Source organism: Streptomyces sp. HUAS MG91 (assembly GCF_040529335.1).
GTDB lineage: Bacteria > Actinomycetota > Actinomycetes > Streptomycetales > Streptomycetaceae > Streptomyces > Streptomyces tabacisoli.
In genome coordinates this window covers 2,058,877-2,079,794 of the sequence record NZ_CP159534.1, presented here as the reverse complement: position 1 = coordinate 2,079,794, position 20,918 = coordinate 2,058,877, and the positions used below count along the sequence as shown (strand labels likewise).

21 protein-coding genes and 1 pseudogene are annotated in these 20,918 nt (G+C 69.8%); 15 read left to right on the top strand and 7 right to left on the bottom strand.

What is annotated here, in order from left to right:
• Window position 1 precedes the first annotated feature (1 nt).
• Window positions 2-1,120 (bottom strand): annotated as a pseudogene (gene tal / locus ABII15_RS09670) (transaldolase); the annotation flags it as partial.
• A gap of 35 nt (window positions 1,121-1,155) precedes the next feature.
• Entirely contained in the window at window positions 1,156-3,243 is a 2,088-nt protein-coding gene (gene tkt, locus ABII15_RS09665; protein WP_353941873.1) for a transketolase, read from the bottom strand.
• Between the two features lie 465 nt (window positions 3,244-3,708).
• Between tkt and ABII15_RS09660 the strand changes: the two genes are divergently transcribed.
• The 3 genes from ABII15_RS09660 (at window position 3,709) to ABII15_RS09650 (ending at window position 6,294) form a co-directional block, all read left to right on the top strand.
• Window positions 3,709-4,623 (top strand): heme o synthase, encoded by a 915-nt coding sequence (locus ABII15_RS09660; RefSeq protein ID WP_111667076.1) that lies wholly within the window; start codon window positions 3,709-3,711, stop codon window positions 4,621-4,623.
• A gap of 96 nt (window positions 4,624-4,719) precedes the next feature.
• A complete protein-coding gene (locus tag ABII15_RS09655; protein WP_353941872.1) occupies window positions 4,720-5,055 on the top strand; it encodes a hypothetical protein in 336 nt (111 codons plus the stop codon).
• Window positions 5,056-5,169: 114 nt separating this feature from the next.
• A complete protein-coding gene (locus tag ABII15_RS09650; protein ID WP_353941871.1) occupies window positions 5,170-6,294 on the top strand; it encodes an amidohydrolase family protein in 1,125 nt (374 codons plus the stop codon).
• A 55-nt stretch (window positions 6,295-6,349) separates the two neighbouring features.
• On the opposite strand, the gene ABII15_RS09645 is transcribed toward ABII15_RS09650, so the two are convergent.
• A complete protein-coding gene (locus ABII15_RS09645; protein WP_353941870.1) occupies window positions 6,350-6,820 on the bottom strand; it encodes a helix-turn-helix domain-containing protein in 471 nt (156 codons plus the stop codon).
• A 144-nt stretch (window positions 6,821-6,964) separates the two neighbouring features.
• Between ABII15_RS09645 and ABII15_RS09640 the strand changes: the two genes are divergently transcribed.
• The gene (locus ABII15_RS09640) at window positions 6,965-7,780 is read left to right on the top strand and encodes an alpha/beta hydrolase (RefSeq protein ID WP_353941869.1); all 816 of its coding nucleotides are present in this window, start codon (window positions 6,965-6,967) and stop codon (window positions 7,778-7,780) included.
• A gap of 34 nt (window positions 7,781-7,814) precedes the next feature.
• Here the strand turns inward: ABII15_RS09640 and ABII15_RS09635 are convergent, their stop codons facing one another.
• The 4 genes from ABII15_RS09635 to ABII15_RS09620 form a co-directional block, all read right to left on the bottom strand.
• Window positions 7,815-8,810 carry a COX15/CtaA family protein gene (locus ABII15_RS09635; RefSeq protein WP_353941868.1) on the bottom strand — a complete coding sequence of 332 codons (996 nt, stop codon included), beginning with the start codon at window positions 8,808-8,810 and terminating at the stop codon, window positions 7,815-7,817.
• Between the two features lie 128 nt (window positions 8,811-8,938).
• The gene (locus ABII15_RS09630; RefSeq protein ID WP_353941867.1) at window positions 8,939-9,706 is read right to left on the bottom strand and encodes an ABC transporter permease; all 768 of its coding nucleotides are present in this window, start codon (window positions 9,704-9,706) and stop codon (window positions 8,939-8,941) included.
• Window positions 9,703-10,629: an ABC transporter ATP-binding protein gene (locus ABII15_RS09625; RefSeq protein ID WP_353941866.1), complete on the bottom strand. Its 927-nt coding sequence runs from the start codon at window positions 10,627-10,629 to the stop codon at window positions 9,703-9,705. Before ABII15_RS09625 ends, ABII15_RS09630 begins: the two co-directional genes overlap by 4 nt.
• A 120-nt stretch (window positions 10,630-10,749) precedes the next feature.
• The gene (locus ABII15_RS09620; protein ID WP_353941865.1) at window positions 10,750-11,541 is read right to left on the bottom strand and encodes an AAC(3) family N-acetyltransferase; all 792 of its coding nucleotides are present in this window, start codon (window positions 11,539-11,541) and stop codon (window positions 10,750-10,752) included.
• A 195-nt stretch (window positions 11,542-11,736) separates the two neighbouring features.
• Here ABII15_RS09620 and ABII15_RS09615 point away from each other — a divergent pair, with 195 nt between their 5' ends.
• The 11 genes from ABII15_RS09615 (at window position 11,737) to ABII15_RS09565 (ending at window position 20,799) form a co-directional block, all read left to right on the top strand.
• Window positions 11,737-12,498: a metalloregulator ArsR/SmtB family transcription factor gene (locus tag ABII15_RS09615; protein WP_353941864.1), complete on the top strand. Its 762-nt coding sequence runs from the start codon at window positions 11,737-11,739 to the stop codon at window positions 12,496-12,498.
• Window positions 12,495-13,919 (top strand): Fe-S cluster assembly protein SufB, encoded by a 1,425-nt coding sequence (sufB, locus tag ABII15_RS09610; protein WP_353941863.1) that lies wholly within the window; start codon window positions 12,495-12,497, stop codon window positions 13,917-13,919. Before ABII15_RS09615 ends, sufB begins: the two co-directional genes overlap by 4 nt.
• Before the next feature lie 60 nt (window positions 13,920-13,979).
• The gene (gene sufD, locus ABII15_RS09605) at window positions 13,980-15,161 is read left to right on the top strand and encodes a Fe-S cluster assembly protein SufD (RefSeq protein WP_353941862.1); all 1,182 of its coding nucleotides are present in this window, start codon (window positions 13,980-13,982) and stop codon (window positions 15,159-15,161) included.
• Window positions 15,161-15,490: a bifunctional 3-phenylpropionate/cinnamic acid dioxygenase ferredoxin subunit gene (locus ABII15_RS09600; protein ID WP_111666939.1), complete on the top strand. Its 330-nt coding sequence runs from the start codon at window positions 15,161-15,163 to the stop codon at window positions 15,488-15,490. Before sufD ends, ABII15_RS09600 begins: the two co-directional genes overlap by 1 nt.
• Window positions 15,491-15,497: 7 nt before the next feature.
• A complete protein-coding gene (sufC, locus tag ABII15_RS09595) occupies window positions 15,498-16,262 on the top strand; it encodes a Fe-S cluster assembly ATPase SufC (protein WP_111666940.1) in 765 nt (254 codons plus the stop codon).
• Window positions 16,259-17,515 (top strand): cysteine desulfurase, encoded by a 1,257-nt coding sequence (locus tag ABII15_RS09590; protein ID WP_353941861.1) that lies wholly within the window; start codon window positions 16,259-16,261, stop codon window positions 17,513-17,515. The genes sufC and ABII15_RS09590 overlap by 4 nt, the downstream gene beginning before the upstream one ends.
• 16 nt (window positions 17,516-17,531) lie before the next feature.
• A complete protein-coding gene (sufU, locus tag ABII15_RS09585) occupies window positions 17,532-17,990 on the top strand; it encodes a Fe-S cluster assembly sulfur transfer protein SufU (protein ID WP_353941860.1) in 459 nt (152 codons plus the stop codon).
• Window positions 17,987-18,322, top strand: coding sequence for a metal-sulfur cluster assembly factor (locus ABII15_RS09580; RefSeq protein ID WP_018533312.1), 336 nt, complete (start codon window positions 17,987-17,989; stop codon window positions 18,320-18,322). Before sufU ends, ABII15_RS09580 begins: the two co-directional genes overlap by 4 nt.
• 221 nt (window positions 18,323-18,543) lie before the next feature.
• Window positions 18,544-19,869, top strand: a complete 1,326-nt coding sequence (locus tag ABII15_RS09575) for a DUF3616 domain-containing protein (RefSeq protein ID WP_353947003.1) — start codon at window positions 18,544-18,546, stop codon at window positions 19,867-19,869.
• A 70-nt stretch (window positions 19,870-19,939) separates the two neighbouring features.
• Complete coding sequence (locus ABII15_RS09570; RefSeq protein ID WP_353941859.1) at window positions 19,940-20,260, top strand: multidrug efflux SMR transporter; 321 nt, start codon at window positions 19,940-19,942, stop codon at window positions 20,258-20,260.
• Window positions 20,260-20,799 (top strand): TetR family transcriptional regulator, encoded by a 540-nt coding sequence (locus ABII15_RS09565; RefSeq protein ID WP_353941858.1) that lies wholly within the window; start codon window positions 20,260-20,262, stop codon window positions 20,797-20,799. Before ABII15_RS09570 ends, ABII15_RS09565 begins: the two co-directional genes overlap by 1 nt.
• Window positions 20,800-20,918 lie beyond the last annotated feature (119 nt).

Genomic DNA, 20,918 nt, shown 5'->3' with positions numbered 1-20,918 from the left:
TTCAGCCCTCCGAAGGGGCGAGGCGCTTGAGCTCCGCCTCGGTCGACTTGAGCAGGTCGTTCCAGGCCGCCTCGAACTTCTCGACGCCCTCGTCCTCGAGGAGCTGGACGACCTCGTCGTACGAGATGCCGAGCTTCTCGACGGCCTCGATCTCCTGGCGGGACCTGTCGTACGTGCCCGCGATGGTGTTCCCGGAGATCTGGCCGTGGTCGGCCGCGGCCTCCAGCGTGGCCTCCGGCATGGTGTTCACCGTGCCCGGGGCGACCAGGTCGTCGACGTACAGGGTGTCCTTGTACGCCTTGTCCTTCACGCCGGTCGAGGCCCACAGCGGACGCTGCTTGTTGGCCTGCGCCTTGTCGAGGGCCGACCAGCGGTCGGAGGAGAAGACCTCCTCGAACGCCTCGTACGCCAGACGCGCGTTGGCCAGACCGGCCTTGCCGCGCGCGGCCTTCGCCTCGTCGGTGCCCAGGGCGTCGATCCGCTTGTCGATCTCGGTGTCCACGCGGGACACGAAGAAGGACGCCACCGAGTGGATCTTGGACAGGTCCAGGCCCGCGGCCTTGGCCTTCTCCAGACCGGCCAGGTAGGCGTCCATGACCTCGCGGTAGCGCTCGAGCGAGAAGATCAGCGTCACGTTGACGCTGATGCCCTTGCCGATGACCTCGGTGATCGCCGGCAGGCCGGCCTTCGTCGCCGGGATCTTGATGAGCGTGTTCGGCCGGTCCACCAGCCACGCGAGCTGCTTGGCCTCGGCGACCGTCGCCTTGGTGTTGTGCGCGAGACGCGGGTCGACCTCGATGGAGACCCGGCCGTCCTGGCCGCCCGTCGAGTCGAAGACCGGGCGCAGGATGTCGGCGGCGTCGCGGACGTCCGCCGTCGTGATCATGCGGATGGCTTCCTCGACGGTCACCTTGCGGGCCGCGAGGTCGGCGAGCTGCTGGTCGTAGCCGTCGCCCTCCGAGATCGCCTTCTGGAAGATCGACGGGTTGGTGGTGACGCCCACGACGTGCTGCTGGTCGATCAGTTCGGCGAGATTGCCGGACGTGATCCGCTTGCGCGACAGGTCGTCCAGCCAGATCGCCACGCCCTCCTCGGAGAGGCGCTTCAGTGCGTCTGTCATGGAAATTGCATCTCCTATGTCGTCGTGTACGGGCGTCAGCGCTGGGCCGCCGCGAGGGATTCCCGCGCCTTGGCCACCACGTTCTCGGCGGTGAAACCGAACTCCTTGAAGAGGACCTTGCCGTCGGCGGAGGCACCGAAGTGCTCCAGCGAGACGATGCGGCCCGCGTCACCCACGTACTTGTGCCACGTCAGACCGATACCGGCCTCGACCGACACCCGGGCCTTCACCGCGGGCGGCAGGACGCTCTCCCGGTACCCCTGCTCCTGCTCCTCGAACCACTCGACGCACGGCATCGACACCACGCGCGTGGCGACACCCTCGGACTCCAGCTGCTCGCGGGCCTCGACGGCCAGCTGCACCTCGGAACCGGTGGCGATCAGAATCAGGTCCGGCGTCGCCTTGGACGCCTCGACGAGCACGTAGCCGCCCTTGACGGTGTCCTCGTTCGGCTCGTACGTCGGCACGCCCTGACGGGTCAGCGACAGGCCGTGCGGGGCGCTCTTGCCGTAGTCCTTCTTGCCGCGCTTGAGGATCTCGCGCCAGGCGATGGCCGTCTCGTTGGCGTCCGCGGGGCGGACCACGTGCAGCCCGGGGATCGCCCGCAGCGAGGCCAGGTGCTCGACCGGCTGGTGGGTCGGGCCGTCCTCGCCGAGGCCGATGGAGTCGTGCGTCCACACGTACGTGACCGGCAGGTGCATCAGGGCCGAGAGCCGGACGGCGTTGCGCATGTAGTCGGAGAACACCAGGAAGGTGCCGCCGTAGATGCGGGTGTGGCCGTGCAGCGCGATGCCGTTCATCTCCGCGGCCATGGAGTGCTCGCGGATACCGAAGTGGATCGTGCGGCCGTACGGGTCCGCCTCCGGCAGCGGGTTGCCCGCCGGGAGGAAGGACGACGTCTTGTCGATCGTCGTGTTGTTCGAGCCGGCGAGGTCGGCGGAGCCGCCCCACAGCTCGGGGACGACCGGGCCGAGGGCCTGGAGGACCTTGCCGGACGCGGCGCGGGTGGCGACGGCCTTGCCCGTCTCGAAGACCGGGATGCTCTTCTCCCAGTCGGCCGGCAGCTCGCCCGCGTTGATGCGGTCGAACTCGGCGGCGCGCTCCGGGTTGGCGGTGCGCCACTCCTGGAACGACTTCTCCCACGCGGCCTTGGCTTCGGCGCCGCGGTCGCGGGCCTTGCGGGTGTGGCCGATGACCTCGTCGGAGACGTCGAACTTCTTCTCCGGGTCGAAGCCGAGGACGCGCTTGGTGGCGGCCACCTCGTCGTCGCCGAGCGCCGAGCCGTGGGCGGCCTCGGTGTTCTGCGCGTTCGGCGCGGGCCAGGCGATGATCGAGCGCATGGCGATGAAGGACGGCTTGTCCGTGACCTTCTTGGCCGCCTCGATGGCGTTGTAGATCGCCTCGTGGTCCAGGTCGCCGTCCGGCTTCGGGGCGACCCGCTGCACGTGCCAGCCGTACGCCTCGTAGCGCTTGCAGGTGTCCTCGGAGACGGCCGTCTCGGTGTCGCCCTCGATCGAGATGTGGTTGTCGTCCCACAGCAGGACCAGGTTGCCGAGCTTCTGGTGCCCGGCCATCGACGACGCCTCGGAGGAGATGCCCTCCTGGAGGCAGCCGTCACCGGCGATGGCGTAGATGAAGTGGTCGAACGGGGAGGTGCCCGCGGCGGCCTCCGGGTCGAACAGGCCGCGCTCGTAGCGGGCGGCCATCGCCATGCCCACCGCGTTGGCGACGCCCTGGCCCAGCGGGCCGGTCGTCGTCTCCACGCCGGTGGTGTGGCCGTACTCCGGGTGTCCGGGGGTCTTGGAGCCCCAGGTGCGGAACGCCTTCAGGTCGTCCAGCTCCAGGCCGAAACCGGCCAGGTACAGCTGGATGTAGAGGGTCAGGGACGAGTGGCCCGCGGACAGCACGAAACGGTCGCGCCCGACCCAGTCGGCGTCCGCCGGGTCGTGTCGCATCACCTTCTGGAAGAGGGTGTACGCGACCGGGGCCAGGCTCATCGCCGTACCGGGATGGCCGTTACCGACCTTCTGTACGGCATCGGCGGCCAGGACCCGGGCGGTGTCCACGGCCCGCTGGTCCACATCGGTCCACTCGAGGTCTGTGGTGGTCGGCTTGGTACTCACCCTGAGTCAGGGCTCCTCTCCACATGGCTAATGCCGGTGATGTCGGTCTCACCGGCCGTTGTCGAGCCTACCTTTGCTGGAACGCGCATTTTCTCGACTTGTTCCAGACTGCCGGGCCTGCGCTGAATCCGCCTCCTGACAGGGATCCGGGCCGTTCTTCACGTGAATACGGACCCGCTCATCTGCGGGCTCATCCGGGGGCGTGAGGGCTCATCTGGAGTGCCCCCGCGGACCCGGGCGAAACGGACAGCGGGCGGGCCGCACGCGTGAGCGTTGCGTCCTTCGCGGCATGCTGCCCAACACGACCCCACCCCCACGGAGGGCGAGGTATAGGCAACGTCTACAGTGGCGTGGTACGCGCGAGCCTTTACCGGGACTTCACATCAAGTGGTCTTCTTCGGCGGCTCGCTGGAGTCTCTGTCAGGGGTGTGCGTGACGGCCGTCGAATCCCGTCCAGCGGGAGCGCTGACGAGCAGCAGCAACCGGAGCCAGCGGCCGTTCGGGGCCCGAGTCAAGGCGTTCGTGGCGCTGACCAAGCCGCGGATCATCGAGCTGCTGCTCATCACCACGGTTCCGGTGATGTTCCTCGCCGAGCAGGGTGTGCCGAACCTGAAGCTGGTGCTCGTCACCTGCCTCGGCGGCTACCTGTCGGCGGGCGGCGCCAACGCGCTGAACATGTGGTACGACCGCGACATCGACGCCCTCATGGAGCGCACGTCGCAGCGACCGCTGGTCACCGGAATGGTGAGCCCGAACGAGTGCCTGGTCTTCGGCATCTCGCTCGCGGTGATCTCCACACTGTTGTTCGGTTTCGCGGTCAACTGGCTGTCGGCCTGGCTGTCGCTCGGCGCCCTGCTCTTCTATGTGGTCGTCTACACGATGATCCTGAAGCGGCGGACGTCGCAGAACATCGTGTGGGGCGGCATCGCCGGCTGCCTGCCCGTGCTCATCGGCTGGTCCTCGGTGACCAACTCGATGTCGTGGGCGCCGGTCATCCTCTTCCTGGTGATGTTCTTCTGGACGCCGCCGCACTACTGGCCGCTGTCCATGAAGGTGAAGGACGACTACGCGCGCGTGGGCGTGCCGATGCTTCCGGTCATCGCCTCCAACAAGGTGGTGGCGAAGCAGATCGTCATCTACAGCTGGGTGATGGTCGCGGTCTCGCTGCTGCTCACGCCGCTCGGCTACACCGGCTGGTTCTACACCGTGGTCGCACTGCTCGCGGGCGGCTTCTGGCTGTGGGAGGCGCACGGTCTGCAGAACCGTGCCAAGGCCGAGGTCACGGGCGGCAAGCTCAAGGAGATGCGCCTGTTCCACTGGTCCATCACCTATGTGTCGCTGCTGTTCGTGGCGGTCGCGGTGGACCCGTTCCTGCGCTGACGCGCCGCTGAGGCACTTCCGATGGGTGGGGTGCGTGGCCCAGGCCACGCACCCCACCCATCGCTTGTTTCCCTACTCGTCGGTAGCATCCTGTCCATGGCAGAGACTCAAGAGGTTGAGGCACCCGGTCGGGCGGCGAAGGACGAGCGTCGGGCGGCCAAGCTGGCCCGGCAGATCGGCGTGTTCGCCAAGGCCCACGGCGGCGCCGAGGGGCAGCTCGCGTACATCGGCGAGCGCGGGACCCGCATCGTCCTCGTCGGCGAGGACGGCGGCTGGGGCGACCTGGTCGCGCGGACGTACGAGATCGCCCAGAAGGCCGTCGAGAAGGCCGGGATCACCCTCCACGAGGACTTCGACGGCGACTTCGCCGCCAAGGTCGAGACCGGCCCGTACGAGTGGAAGCGCATGGCGGGCATCCAGATCGGCGGCTGACCGGCGCGTCCGGGCCGTCATGGGCGCAGGTGTGCGACGCAAGGTTGAGCAACACCAGGTGCCCTGTCACCCGTTAGGACTGTAGGAGCACGGTCCATATACGGAGAGCCCCGGATGATCGAAACGCCGTCCCTCGTGGACCAGTACTGCCACGGGGTGCTCCGTACGGAGCTGGGCCTCGGCACGTTCGAGGCCCACCTCGGCCGGGGCGAGGGGCCGCCCGCACCCGGCACCACGTTCTTCGACACCCAGACCGGTTTCGCGGTACGCCGCTGGTGCCCGCCCCTGCTCGGTCTGGAACCGCACTGCCCGCCCGCCCGCTATCTGGCCAGACGCCGCGAACTCGGCGTCCTGGAAGCGGGACGGCGGCTGCTGCGCGGCAGCGGCATCACCACGTACCTCATGGACACGGGACTGCCCGACGATCTGACCGGCCCGACCGAGATGGCCTCGGCCGCGGAGGCCGAGGCCCACGAGATCGTCCGCCTCGAACTGTTGGCCGAGCAGGTCGCGGACACCTCCGGCACCGTCGAGTCCTTCCTCGCGAACCTCGCCGAGTCGGTGCACGCCGCGGCCGTCGGCGCCGTCGCGTTCACCTCGGTCGCCGGGGTGCGGCACGGTCTCGCGCTCGCACCGCAGCCGCCGGGCCCCGGCGAGGTGCGCGGGGCCGCCGGGCGCTGGCTGGCGGGCCGCGCGGTGGGCGGGCCGGTGACCGACCCCGTCCTGCTGCGCCATCTGCTGTGGATCGCGGTCGCCTCCGGCAGGCCGCTCCAGCTCCACGCCGGACTCGGCGAACCCGGGCTGCGCATCGACCGCACGGACCCGGTGCTGCTCGCCGACTTCGCCCGGGCCACCGCGGGGCTCGGCACCGATCTCGTACTGCTGCACGGTTACCCGTACCATCGGCACGCTGCCCATCTGGCGGGGATCTTCCCGCATGTCTACGCGGATCTCGGCCCGGCCCTCGCCCGCACCGGAGCGCGGGCCGGAGCGGTGCTGGCGGAGATCCTGGAACTCGCCCCGTTCGGCAAGCTCCTCTTCTCCAGCGGCGCGCGCGGCCTGCCCGAACTGCACGTGGTCGGCGCCCGGCTGTTCCGCGAGGCGCTCGGGCGGGTGCTCGGCGGATGGGTGGCCGACGGGGCGTGGTCGCTGCACGACGCGCAGCGGGTCGCCGGGATGATCGCGTCGGGGACGGCACGGCGGGTGTACGGGCTCGGGGCAACGGACACGGACGGCTGACCGGACCCGGCCCGAGGGGTCCAGGGGTGGGCGGCCGGCTGAACCCTTCCGGGGGCTACGGGCGCAGGCGGCCGACCGATTCCGGTGTGAGGTGCCGGGCCAGCACGGCCAGCGCGTCGCCGACCTCGCGCAGCCGGTCCGGGTCGTCGGTGCCGAGCGCGGTGGCCAGTGCCTCGTCGATCCCGGCGGCGCGCACCTCGGCGATCCGCCCGGAGACCTCGCCGGCCTGGCGGATCAGCTGGCGCCTGCCGTCGTCGGGGTCGGGCGCCGTCACGACGGAGCCGGTCTCCTTGAGTCGGGCGACGGCACCGGAGACCTGGCTCTGGGGCAGGCCCGTGCGGGAGGCGATGGCACCGACGGACGTGTTGTCGTGGGCGTAGACGTCGCTGAGCACGACCAGGACCGCCCGGGTGCCCCCGCGGAACGGACCCGCGCCGAGAGCCGGCTCGGGCAGTGACTCCTCGCCGATCTTCATCAGCGTGCGGCCGAGCAGGAACAGTTCTACGGGGCTGAGGGAGGCGCTCATGCCCGGAGATTACATCGGTTCAGATGAATCTCTGGAGATGAATCCATTCTGATGAATCTATCTTGATGCATCGAAATAGATGAAGTACGGTGTGGGTGTGCGGCGGCGAACGGGCCGCCCGGCAGATGCCACCTGGGGGATCCGATGTTTCTCACCGTCGAGGGCGCCAAGCTGTACTACGAGGTCCGGGGGAGGGGCCCGCTGCTGCTCATCGCGCAGAGCGGAGAAGGGGACGCCGGCCGCAGTGTCGATCTGGTCGGCCGGCTCACCGACCGCTACACCGTGGTGACGTACGACCGCAGGGGCCTGTCCCGCAGCGAGCGCGCGGCGCCGGACGGAGGAGTGCGCCTGACCCAGCACGCCGACGACGTGCACCGGCTGCTGGCCGAGCTGACCGACCGGCCCGCGCTGATGCTGGGCTGCAGCATGGGCGCCTCCATCGGACTCCACCTGGCGCTGCGCCACCCGGAGCAGCTGGCCACCCTCGTCGCGCACGAGCCGGTGTCACCCGCCCTGCTGCCCGCCGACAGCCGCCCCGCGCACGTGCGAGAACTGCTCGCCCTGCAACGGCTCTACCGCGAGCGGGGCCTGTCGGCGGCTTTCCCGGAGATGGCACGCGTACTCGGTATCGACCGGGCGCACCAGGAGACCGAGCCGCATCTCACGCCGATGCCGCTCACCGCGCAGCGCGAGGCGAACTTCGGATTCTTCATCGAGCGGGAGTTCACCGCGGTCGTCCAGGCGGAGCTGGACGTCGACCTGCTCGCCCGCAGCGCGGTGCGGATCGTGCCGGCGGTCGGCCGGACCACGGCTCCCGAGGTGTTCGACCGGCGGTGCGCCCTGGAGCTCGCCCGGATCCGGGGAGTCGAGGCGCGAGAGTTCCCCGGCGGGCACAACGGGAACACGACGCACCCGCGCGCCTACGCGGCCCGCCTCACGGAGGTCCTCGATGGAGGGTGAGCGGTGGTTCTCGACGAAGGCCGCGCGGACAGCGTCAGACCGCCGACAGCTCCGAGCCCGCCTGAGCCGGTACGTCCGCGGCCGTCTCCGGGCGCTCGCGCAGCGACAGGACCACTCGCAGCACCCCGATCCAGACCAGCGCCGAGCCCAGCATGTGCAGGGCGACCAGCACCTCGGGAAGGTCGGTGAAGTACTGGACGTAGCCGATGACGCCCTGCGCCAGGAGGATCAGGAACAGGTCGCGGGTGCGGTTCAGCGGACCCTTCGGGGCGTCGACGGCCTTGAGGACGAACCACAGGGCGAAGGTCAGCGTCACCACGATCCAGGCGAGTACCGCGTGCAGCTTGCTGACGGTCTCCCAGTCCAGCGGCATCCGCGGGACGTCGCTGGAGTCGCCCGCGTGCGGGCCCGCACCGGTCACCACGGTGCCGACGAGGATGAGCAGGCCGGCCGCCGCGACCAGGAACCAGACCAGTTGCTTGATGGCCTGGCCGACCAGCGGGCGGGGGGCCGCGTCGCCCTCGCGGGTGCGCTGCCACATCAGGACGGCGACCGTGAGGAGCGCGGTGGTCAGCACGAAGTGGGCCGCGACCGTGTACGGGTTCAGGCCGACCAGGACGACGATGCCGCCCAGCACCGCATTGCCCATGACGACCCAGAACTGCGTCCAGCCGAGCCGGGTCAGCGACCGGCGCCACGGCTTCTGCGAGCGGGCGGCGATGATCGCCCAGCCGACCGCGGCGCACAGCACATAGGTGAGCATGCGATTGCCGAACTCGATGGCTCCGTGGAAGCCCATCTCGCTCGTCGCGGTCAGCGACTGGTCGGTGCACTTGGGCCAGGTCGGGCAGCCGAGGCCCGATCCGGTCAGGCGCACCGCGCCGCCGGTGACGACGATGATCACCGTCATGACGACGGCGGAGAGCGCCGCACGCTGGACGGTCCGCCGCGTGGGGGTCCAGCGGTCGGCGATGAAGGCGAGCGGGTTGCGCACCGCCTGTACGGCGTCGGCGCGGTTCAGGTTTGGCACGGGCCCATCGTAGGGGGCCGCTTGTGCGCGGCTTCACGAGGGGGACGTAACTGCGGAATCTGTGACGGGAGTTACGTCACGTTGGCGGCATGTCGGATCACACCGAGCGATACGGGCCGCCCGCCGCGTCACTCCCAGCGGAAGAACCGGCCCGCCGCGCCGAGCCCCACGACCGCCCACACGGCGAGGATGCCGAGGTCGCCCCAGGGCATCGACGCCCCGTGCTGGAGCACGTCCCGCAGACCGTCGGAGAGCGCCGAGATGGGCAGGAGGCCGAGCACGGACTGCGCCGCGTCGGGGAACTTGTCGAGCGGCACGATGACGCCGCCGCCGACGAGCAGCAGCAGGAAGACGAGGTTGGCGGCGGCGAGCGTGGCCTCCGCCTTGAGCGTGCCGGCCATCAGCAGCCCGAGCCCGGAGAAGGCCGCCGTACCGAGCACGAGCAGCAGCACGACGGCGACCGGGTTCCCGTGCGGCGACCACCCGAGAGCGAAGGCGATCACGGTCAGCAGGATCACCTGCAGCACCTCCGTGACGAGCACGGAGAGCGTCTTCGCGGCCATCAGCGCCCAGCGCGGCAGCGGCGAGGCGCCCAGCCGCTTCAGGACGCCGTACCGGCGCTCGAAGCCCGTCGCGATCGCCTGCCCGGTGAAGGCCGTGGACATCACGGCCAGGGCGTGGATGCCCGGGGCGAGGAAGTCGACCGCCTTGCCGGAGCCCGTGTCCACGATGTCGACCGAGGAGAACAGGACGAGCAGGAGCGTGGGGATGACGACCGTCAGAAGAAGCTGTTCGCCGTTGCGCAGCAGCATCTTCGTCTCGAGGACGGCCTGCGCGGCGATCATGCGGGGGAGCGGCGCCGCTCCCGGGTTCGGTGCGTACGTACCGGCGCTCATCCGCGCAGCTCCTTGCCGGTCAGTTCCAGGAAAACGTCTTCGAGGGTGTGCCGCTCGACGGAGATCTTGTCCGGCATCACGCCGTGCTGGGCGCACCAGGAGGTGACCGTCGCCAGCAGCTGCGGGTCGACCGTGCCGCTCACGCGATAGGAGCCGGGGGTCAGCTCGGCGGCCGCGGAGTCGGGCGGCAGGGCCTTGAGCAGGGAGCCGACGTCGAGCGCCGGGCGGCCGCTGAAGCGCAGCGTGTTCTCGGCGCCGCCGCGGCACAGCTGCTCGGGGGAGCCGTGCGCGATGACCTTGCCGGCGTCCACGATCGCGACGTCGTCGGCGAGCTGCTCGGCCTCGTCCATGTAGTGCGTGGTCAGGATCACCGAGACGCCGTCGGCGCGCAGGTCGCGGACGAGGTCCCAGGTGGCGCGGCGCGCCTGCGGGTCGAGGCCGGCGGTCGGCTCGTCGAGGAAGACCAGTTCGGGCCGGCCCACCACGGCCATCGCGAGCGCCAGGCGCTGCTGCTGGCCGCCGGAGAGCCGGCGGTAGGTGGTGCGTCCGCAACTGCCGAGGCCCAGGCGTTCGATGAGGGCGTTCACATCGAGTGGGTGGGCGTGCAGCTTCGCGATGTGGCGGAGCATCTCGTCGGCGCGGGCGCCCGAGTAGACGCCGCCGGACTGGAGCATCACGCCGATCCGCGGCCGCAGCCTCGCCGCGTCCCGCACCGGATCGAGGCCGAGGACACGGACGGTGCCGGAGTCCGGCCTGCGATAGCCCTCGCAGGTCTCGATGGTGGTGGTCTTGCCCGCGCCGTTGGGGCCGAGGACCGCGGTGACGAGGCCTGCGCCGACCGTGAGGTCGAGGCCGTCGACGGCGGTCTTGCCGCCGTACCGCTTGACGAGGCCGACGGCCTCCACGACGGGGTCGTTACTCATGTCGGCGAGTCTACGGAGCCGGTCGGAAGGACCGGCCGGTGGGGAGAGGGGTGCCGGATGGACGAGGAGAAGCGGGCCGGCTGCCCGCCGGCCGGGCGGGGCGGAAGGGCCGCGATGCGGTCACTCGTTTTGCGGCCGGTGCGCGGGCAGCCACTTCTGGGCGTACGCCACCGCGTCGGCGAGGGAGAACAGGCGGGTGTCGGCCGCGCCGACCCGGCCCCGGACGACCGGGCTGTCGCGTTCGAAGTCCGCGCCGAGCTCGTCGAAGCGGTCGGCGGTGATCGCCACCTCGGTGACCGGGTGCCAGCCCGCCGGGCCCGGGCGGCCGGCGTCCTCCAGTTGGAACGGGACGCGGTACTCCGCGAGGTGGAAGCTCGTGCAGGCGTCGTAGCCCGCGCCGAGGAGGAGTACCCGTGCGCCCAGTTCCTCCAGACGGGCGAGCGGGCTGCGCTCGCCGAGCCGGCAGTCGGGGGCGTGGCCGTCGACGATCCGGGCCGCGCGCGGGCCCAGTGCCGCGAAGGAGGTGTGCGGGTGGGCGCTGCGCAGGGCGCCGGGCCAGATGCGCACGGTCTCGGGGAGCACGCCGACGCCCCGGCTGGGCGTGGTCGCCGGGTCGTAGCCCGGCATGGTGGCGCGGACCGTCTCCCACCAGTCGCGCGGGACCGGCGGATTGCCCCAGCCCTCGGGGTCGGTCAGGTCGCCGGTCTGCGTGGGTACCGCGAGGGTGCCGTCCGGGCCGAGGGCGTCGAGGAGGGCCAGGACGACGGCGACCGGGCCGCCGTTGACCCAGCCGAGGCTGCTGAGCGAGGTGTGCACCAGGAGGGTTTCGCCGGGTTCGACACCGAGGGCGCGCAGATCCGTGGCGAGGGAGGCGCGGGTGACGAGCGGGCCGGTCGGTTCGGGTGCGGGCATGAACGGCAGTGTCTGTGAGCGGCCCCCGGGGCGCCAGGGGATTTCGGGGCAGGAGCGGCGGATTTTGATCGATCAAAGATCGTTTCCGCAGGTCACCCCACGTGCTTACTTAGGTCTACCTAAGTGATGCACCGCACCGCGCGGCGGTCACCTCGTCGCTTGTCAGGCTCTGAGGAATTACGCAACAATGGCGTTGTGAAAAACGTCGGCGAGGCTCAGGAGGCCCCCATCGGGGCCCCGCAGGAGTTCGCGACCGGGGAGCGATCGACGCGCAACCGGGTCGCGCGCTCCATCCTGGACCACGGCCCGTCCACCGTCGCCGATCTGGCCGGACGCCTCGGCCTGACCCAGGCGGCCGTCCGCCGCCACCTCGACGCACTGGTCGCCGACGACGTCGTGCAGCCCAGGGAGCAGCGCGTCTACGGGGCCCGCACCCGCGGCCGCCCCGCCAAGGTGTTCGCGCTGACCGACTGCGGCCGGGACGCCTTCGACCAGTCCTACGACAAGCTTGCCGCGGAAGCTCTCCGCTGGATCAGGGAGACCGCCGGGGGTGACGAGGCGGTGGTCGCCTTCGCCCGCGCCCGGATCGCCGCGCAGGCCGCGCCGTACAAGGCCGCGATCGACGCGGCCGAGCCCGATCAGCGGGCCCACGCCCTGGCCAGGGCCTTGAGCGCGGACGGGTACGCTGCTACGGCGCGTAGCGCACCGGTCGGTGAGCAGCTCTGCCAGCACCACTGTCCCGTGGCCCACGTGGCCGAACAGTTTCCGCAGCTGTGCGAGGCGGAGACGGAGATGTTCTCCCAGTTGCTCGGCACTCATGTGCAGCGGCTGGCCACGATTGCCCACGGTGACGGCGTCTGCACGACGTTCATCCCCAAGAACGCACCCAAGAGCACCACCCCCACTGACTGCAACAAAAACGCATCTGCAAGCACGGCCGGGAGGAACCCCGCATGACTCTCCCCATCGAGGAGACTGCCCACCCTGAGCTCGAGGGCCTGGGCAAGTACGAATACGGCTGGGCGGACTCCGACGCGGCCGGCGCCTCTGCCAAGCGCGGTATCAACGAAGACGTCGTCAAGGACATCTCCGCGAAGAAGTCCGAGCCGGAGTGGATGACCAAGCTCCGTCTCAAGGGCCTGAAGCTCTTCGGCAAGAAGCCCATGCCGAACTGGGGCTCGGACCTGTCCGGCATCGACTTCGACAACATCAAGTACTTCGTGCGCTCCACGGAGAAGCAGGCGGAGTCCTGGGAGGACCTGCCCGAGGACATCAAGAACACGTACGACAAGCTCGGCATCCCCGAGGCGGAGAAGCAGCGCCTCGTCGCCGGTGTCGCGGCCCAGTACGAGTCCGAGGTCGTCTACCACCAGATCCGTGAGGACCTGGAGGAGCAGGGCGTCATCTTCCTCGACACCGACACCGCCCTGAAGGAGCACCCGGAGCTCTTCAAGGAGTACTTCGGCACCGTCATCCCGGCCGGCGACAACAAGTTCGCCGCGCTGAACACGGCCGTGTGGTCGGGCGGCTCCTTCATCTACGTGCCGAAGGGCGTGCACGTCGAGATCCCGCTCCAGGCCTACTTCCGTATCAACACGGAGAACATGGGCCAGTTCGAGCGGACGCTGATCATCGTCGACGAGGACGCCTACGTCCACTACGTCGAGGGCTGCACCGCGCCGATCTACAAGAGCGACTCGCTGCACTCCGCGGTCGTCGAGATCATCGTGAAGAAGGGCGCCCGCTGCCGCTACACGACCATCCAGAACTGGTCGAACAACGTCTACAACCTGGTCACCAAGCGCGCCGTGGCGTACGAGGGCGCGACCATGGAGTGGATCGACGGCAACATCGGTTCCAAGGTCACCATGAAGTACCCGGCCGTCTACCTGATGGGCGAGCACGCCAAGGGTGAGACGCTGTCCATCGCCTTCGCGGGCGAGGGCCAGCACCAGGACGCCGGTTCCAAGATGGTCCACATGGCGCCGAACACGTCGTCCAACATCGTCTCCAAGTCGGTGGCGCGCGGCGGCGGTCGTACGTCGTACCGCGGCCTCGTCGAGATCGGTGAGGGCGCCGCCGGATCGAAGTCGAACGTGCTGTGCGACGCGCTGCTCGTCGACACCATCTCGCGCTCCGATACGTACCCGTACGTCGACGTCCGCGAGGACGACGTCTCCATGGGTCACGAGGCCACGGTCTCCAAGGTCTCCGAGGACCAGCTCTTCTACCTGATGAGCCGCGGTCTCTCCGAGTTCGAGGCCATGGCGATGATCGTGCGCGGCTTCGTCGAGCCGATCGCCAAGGAGCTCCCCATGGAGTACGCCCTCGAGCTCAACCGGCTGATCGAGCTTCAGATGGAGGGCTCGGTGGGCTAGTCCCCACCGTCCGACGTCAAGCCACTCACGTACGCAATGAAAGCGAGCACTACGACAGCCATGGCTGAGGCTCAGAACATCCCCGCGGGGTCCACGACGGCGGGCTCTGTCGCGGTCGCCGCCGAGTCGACCGTCGCCACGCGCATGAGCGCGCCCCCGTCCTTCGACGTGCAGGACTTCCCGGTCCCGCACGGCCGTGAGGAGGAGTGGCGGTTCACGCCGCTGGAGCGGCTGCGCGGCCTGCACGACGGCACCGCCGTCGCCACCGGCACCGGCGTGAAGATCGACGTGGAGGCGCCGGCCGGCGTCACCGTCGAGACCGTCGGCCGGGACGACGCCCGCATCGGCAAGGCGGGCAAGCCCGTCGACCGCGTCGCCGCCCAGGCGTACTCGGTCTTCGAGGAGGCGTCCGTCGTCTCCGTGCCCAAGGAGACGGTCCTCACCGAGCCGATCCGCATCGCGGTGCACGGCGAGGGCGGCGTCGCCTACGGCCACCAGGTCATCGAGCTGGGCGCCTTCGCCGAGGCCGTCGTCGTCATCGACCACACCGGTGACGCGGTGCTCGCGGCCAACGTCGACTACCTGCTCGGCGACGGCGCGAAGCTGACCGTCGTCTCCGTGCAGGACTGGGACGACAAGGCCGTCCACGTGGCGCAGCACAACGCGCTCGTCGGCCGCGACGCCTCCTTCAAGTCCGTCGTCGTGACCTTCGGCGGTGACGTCGTCCGCCTGCACCCGCGCGTCGAGTACGCGGGCACCGGCGGCGAGGCCGAGCTGTTCGGCCTCTACTTCACCGACGCCGGTCAGCACCAGGAGCACCGCCTCCTGGTCGACCACAACACCCCGCACTGCAAGTCGAACGTCGTCTACAAGGGCGCGCTCCAGGGCGACGACGCGCACGCCGTGTGGATCGGTGACGTCCTCATCGAGGCCGCCGCCGAGGGCACGGACACGTACGAGATGAACCGGAACCTGGTTCTGACCGACGGTGCCCGCGTCGACTCCGTGCCGAACCTGGAGATCGAGACCGGCGAGATCGTCGGCGCCGGTCACGCCTCCGCGACCGGCCGCTTCGACGACGAGCAGCTCTTCTACCTGATGGCCCGCGGCATCCCCGCGGACGAGGCCCGCCGCCTCGTCGTGCGCGGCTTCTTCGCCGAGCTGGTCCAGCAGATCGGCGTCGCCGACATCGAGGCGCGCCTCCTCGAGAAGATCGAGGCCGAGCTGGAGGCCACCGTCTGATGGCCTTCGTACGCGCCTGTGACCTGAGCGAGCTGGAGGAGGACACCCCGAAGCGGGTGGAACTCGACGGCACGCCGGTCTCGGTCGTCCGCACCGAGGGCGAGGTGTTCGCGATCAACGACATCTGCTCGCACGCGAACGTCTCGCTCTCCGAGGGCGAGGTGGAGGACTGCCAGATCGAGTGCTGGCTGCACGGCTCCGCGTTCGACCTCCGTACCGGCAAGCCGTCCGGCCTCCCCGCGACGCGCCCCGTCCCCGTTTACCCCGTACAGATCGAAGGGGGCAGCGTCCTCGTTGACGTACGCGCCTCCCTCACCCAGGAGTCCTGAGGCACCCATGGCAACGCTTGAAATCAAGGACCTGCACGTCACCGTCGAGGCGGACAACGCCACGAAGGAGATCCTCAAGGGCGTCGACCTGACCGTGAAGCAGGGCGAGACGCACGCCATCATGGGCCCCAACGGCTCCGGCAAGTCGACTCTCGCCTACTCGCTGGCGGGTCACCCCAAGTACACGATCACCTCCGGCACCGTCACGCTCGACGGCGAGGACGTCCTGGAGATGTCCGTCGACGAGCGCGCCCGCGCCGGCCTCTTCCTCGCCATGCAGTACCCGGTCGAGGTCCCCGGCGTCTCCGTCTCCAACTTCCTGCGCACCTCGGCCACCGCCGTGCGCGGCGAGGCCCCCAAGCTGCGCACCTGGGTGAAGGAGGTCAAGGAGGCCATGGAGAAGCTCTCCATGGACCCGTCCTTCGCCGAGCGCAACGTGAACGAGGGCTTCTCCGGCGGTGAGAAGAAGCGCCACGAGATCCTCCAGCTGGAGCTCCTGAAGCCGAAGATCGCGATCCTCGACGAGACCGACTCCGGCCTGGACGTCGACGCGCTGCGCATCGTCTCCGAGGGCATCAACCGCGTCCGTGAGAACGGCGAGGTCGGCACCCTCCTGGTGACCCACTACACGCGCATCCTGCGCTACATCAAGCCCGACTTCGTGCACGTGTTCGCGAACGGCCGCATCGTCGAGTCCGGCGGCGCCGAGCTCGCCGACCAGCTCGAGGCCGAGGGCTACGACAAGTACGTGAAGGGTGGCGTATCCGCGTGACACAGCTGCCGGGCCTCCTCGACACCGAGGCGATCCGCAAGGACTTCCCGATCCTCGACCGGGTGCTCCACGACGGCAAGAAGCTCGTGTACCTGGACAACGCGGCGACCTCGCAGACGCCGCGCCAGGTGCTCGACGTCCTGAACGAGTACTACGAGCAGCACAACGCCAACGTCCACCGCGGCGTGCACGTGCTGGCCGAGGAGGCCACGGCGCTGTACGAGGGCGCGCGCGACAAGGTCGCCGCGTTCATCAACGCGCCGAGCCGCGACGAGGTCATCTTCACGAAGAACGCCTCGGAGTCGCTCAATCTCGTCGCCAACATGCTCGGCTGGGCCGACGAGCCGTACAAGGTCGACCACGAGACCGAGATCGTCATCACGGAGATGGAGCACCACTCCAACATCGTGCCGTGGCAGCTGCTCTCGCAGCGCACCGGCGCGAAGCTGAAGTGGTTCGGTCTGACCGACGACGGCCGCCTCGACCTGAGCAACATCAACGAGGTCATCACCGAGAAGACGAAGATCGTCTCCTTCGTGCTGGTGTCGAACATCCTGGGCACCCACAACCCGGTCGAGGCCATCGTGCGCCGCGCCCAGGAGGTCGGCGCCCTGGTCCTGATCGACGCCTCGCAGGCCGCCCCGCACATGCCGCTCGACGTGCAGGCGCTCCAGGCCGACTTCGTGGCCTTCACCGGCCACAAGATGTGCGGCCCGACCGGCATCGGCGTCCTCTGGGGCCGCCAGGAGCTCCTGGAGGACCTGCCGCCGTTCCTCGGTGGCGGCGAGATGATCGAGACGGTCTCGATGCACTCGTCGACGTACGCTCCGGCGCCGCACAAGTTCGAGGCGGGTACGCCGCCGATCTCGCAGGCCATCGGCCTCGGGGCGGCGATCGACTACCTGAACGCGATCGGCATGGAGAACGTCCTGCGGCACGAGCAGGCGCTCACCGAGTACGCCGTGAAGAAGCTCCAGGAAGTCCCGGACCTGAAGATCATCGGCCCCACCACGGCCGAGGACCGGGGCGCCGCGATCTCCTTCACGCTCGGCGACATCCACCCGCACGACGTGGGCCAGGTCCTCGACGAGCAGGGCATCGCGGTCCGCGTCGGCCACCACTGCGCGCGGCCCGTCTGCCTGCGGTACGGAATTCCTGCGACCACGCGAGCGTCGTTCTATCTGTACTCCACGCCCGGCGAGATCGACGCGCTGGTCGACGGCCTGGAGCACGTACGGAACTTCTTCGGCTGAGGGGCTGGCTGAGAACGTGAAGCTGGATTCGATGTACCAGGAAGTCATCCTGGACCACTACAAGCACCCGCACGGGCGGGGCTTGCGGGACGGCGACGCCGAGGTGCACCACGTCAACCCGACGTGCGGCGACGAGATCACGCTGCGCGTCAAGTACGACGGCGAGAAGATCGAGGACGTCAGCTACGAGGGCCAGGGCTGCTCCATCAGCCAGGCCTCGGCCTCCGTGCTGAACGACCTGCTCGTCGGCAAGGAGCTCGCGGACGCGCGGAAGATCCAGGAGACCTTCCTGGAGCTGATGCAGTCCAAGGGGCAGATCGAGCCGGACGATGCGATGGAGGAGGTCCTGGAGGACGCGATCGCGTTCGCCGGAGTCTCCAAGTACCCGGCCCGAGTCAAGTGCGCGCTGTTGAGCTGGATGGCGTGGAAGGACGCGACGGCGCAGGCTTTCGCGGAGGAGGCGAAGACCGCATGACCGAGAACGCTGTTGAGATGAAGCCGGCCTCCGAGGAGGAGGTCCGCGAGGCGCTGTACGACGTCGTCGACCCCGAGCTGGGCATCGACGTCGTCAACCTGGGCCTGATCTACGGCATCCACATCGACGACGCGAACATCGCGACGATCGACATGACGCTGACCTCGGCGGCGTGCCCGCTGACCGACGTCATCGAGGACCAGGCCAAGTCCGCCACCGACGGCATCGTCAACGAGCTGCGGATCAACTGGGTCTGGATGCCGCCGTGGGGCCCGGACAAGATCACGGACGACGGCCGCGAGCAGCTGCGCGCGCTCGGGTTCAACGTCTGAGACATCCCTGCGGCAGACAGCCCTTCAGTGGAGAGCCCCGGCCCGTGCGGCCGGGGCTCTTTGCCGTTGCCGGTCCAGCTGTTCCGACCCCGTACGCATGATCGACACCAGGGGTTGGGGTACGGAGCGGAACCTTCCGACGGCATCACGTCGATGAAGGGACCACAGTGCCGCACACCTCTCGGATCGCGCGCCGCGCGGCCGTCGCCGCCGCGGGCGGACTGCTCACCGTCGCCGTCGTCAACTTCCCGGCCGCCGCGGCCAGTACGCCGACGATCAAGCTGTCGGCCGCCTATCTGTCCGGCGCCGTCGGCGCGAGCGGCGACCCGGCAGTCACCGTGACCGTCGCCCAGAGCGGCACCGACGCCTCCGCCCTCACCGTGACCGCGTCGGCCAGCAGCAAGACGTCCGTCGCGCAGACCGGCGACGTCACCGTCAGCGGCACGGGCGCGACCCGCACCGTCTCCGTCGCCGCGCGCGCCCAGGGCTACACCGACCTGACGCTGAAGGTGACCGGCACCGGCGGCGCCACGGCCACCACCAAGCTGCACTACGCGGCCTCCCAGGCCGTGCAGAACCCGGCCGACACCCGCTACCTCACCGGCTCGTCCGACGCCTCCGCCGCCGTCGACGCGGGCGGCGGCTACGTGATCGTCGCGGACGACGAGACGAACGTGCTGCGGCTGTACAACGGCGCGGTCTCCGGCGCGCCCGTGAAGACCTGGGACATGACGTCCAAGGTCGGCGCGAGCAAGGAGATCGACATCGAGGGCGCCACCCGTGTCGGCAACCTCATCTACTGGACCGGCTCGCTCGGCAACAACAAGGACGGCGAGTACAAGGCCGACCGCAACACCGTCTTCACCACGACGGTCAGCGGCTCCGGCGCCGCCACCGAGCTGACCTACGCCCACTCCTACAAGAAGCTGCGCGACAAGCTCGTCGCCTGGGACGAGGACAACGGCGACCGCTACGGCTTCAAGGACGCCACGGCGGACGGCCAGGCCCCGAAGCAGATCGACGGGTTCAACGTCGAGGGCCTGGAGTTCGCGCCCGGCTCGACCACCACCGCGTACGTCGGCTTCCGCGCCCCGCTCGTCCCGCCGGCCAACGGCGGCAAGGCGCTCATCGTGCCCGTCACCAACATGGACAAGGTCGTCGCGAGCGGTTCGACCCCGGCCTTCGGTACCCCCATCGAGCTGGACCTGGGCGGGCTGTCCATCCGCGACATCCGCAAGAACGCGGCGAACCAGTACCTGATCGTCGCGGGCAGCTGGGCCGCCGACGACAACTCCGACCCCTACGCGCTCTACCGGTGGGACGGCGTCGCGGGGCACGCGCCCGCGAAGGTCCGCGACCTGCCCACCACCGACCCCGGCGGCTGGGAGGCCGTCGTCTCGGTGCCCGACCTGACGGCGTCCGGCCAGAGCGCCCAGCTGATCACCGACAACGGCGACGCCGATCTGTACGGCGACGGCACCGCGGCCAAGGACCTCGACCACGACGAGTGGAAGAAGGCGCGGACCGTCCGCTTCACGGTGTCCTGACACTCCACGACCCTGCCCGCCGCCCGCGCGGTGTGTACGGGCGTACACAACGATGTGTACCCTCGTACACATGGGATACGTTCTGCTGGCGGGCGCCATCGCCGCCGAAGTGGCCGCCACCACGGCCATGAAGTACAGCGAGGGTTTCAGCCGGCTCTGGCCCTCGCTGATCACCGTCTGCGGATACGTGATCGCGTTCGCGCTGCTCGCCCAGACCCTGAAGACCGTGCAGGTCGGCACCGCCTACGCGATCTGGGCGGGCGCGGGCACCGCCGTCATCGCCGCGATCGGCATGATCTTCCTCGGTGAGGGCCTGACCCTGGCGAAGGTCGCGGGCATCGTGCTCGTCATCGGCGGCGTCGTGCTGCTCAATCTCGGCGGGGCGCACTGATGGCGGCGCGGCGCTACGACCCCGAGCGGCGTCAGCGGATCATCGACGCCGCGATCCGGGTCGTGGGGGAGAAGGGCATCGCGGGGCTGAGCCATCGCACCGTCGCCGCCGAGGCCGATGTGCCGCTGGGCTCGACCACGTACCACTTCAAGACCCTCGACGAGCTGATGGTCGCCGCGCTGCGGCAGGCCAACGAGGGCTTCGCCAAGGTCGTCGCCGCGCGCGGCGTCTTCCAGGACCCGGCGCTCGACCTCGCCGGTGAGCTGGCCGGGCTGCTCGGCGAATGGCTCGCCGGGGAGCGCGTCGGCGTCGAGCTGGAGTACGAGCTGTACCTCGCGGCCCTGCGCCGCCCCGCGCTGCGGCCCGTCGCCGCCGAGTGGTGCCAGGGACTGGCCGAGGTCCTCGCCGAGCGGACCGACCCCGTCACCGCGCGGGCCCTCGTCGCGCTGCTCGACGGCATCTCGCTCCAGGTGCTGCTCACGGACGGCGCGTACGACGCCGGATACGCCCGCGAGATGCTGGCCCGGCTGATCCCCTGAGAATTTCCTGTGCGGCGTGAACTCTTCCGGTGCCCGCGGGGAACAACGGCTGACACGCCGAGCGGGTCCGGGGAGACACGGGGGTGTTCCCCGCCCCGCTCGGCCTCCCCACCCGCGGA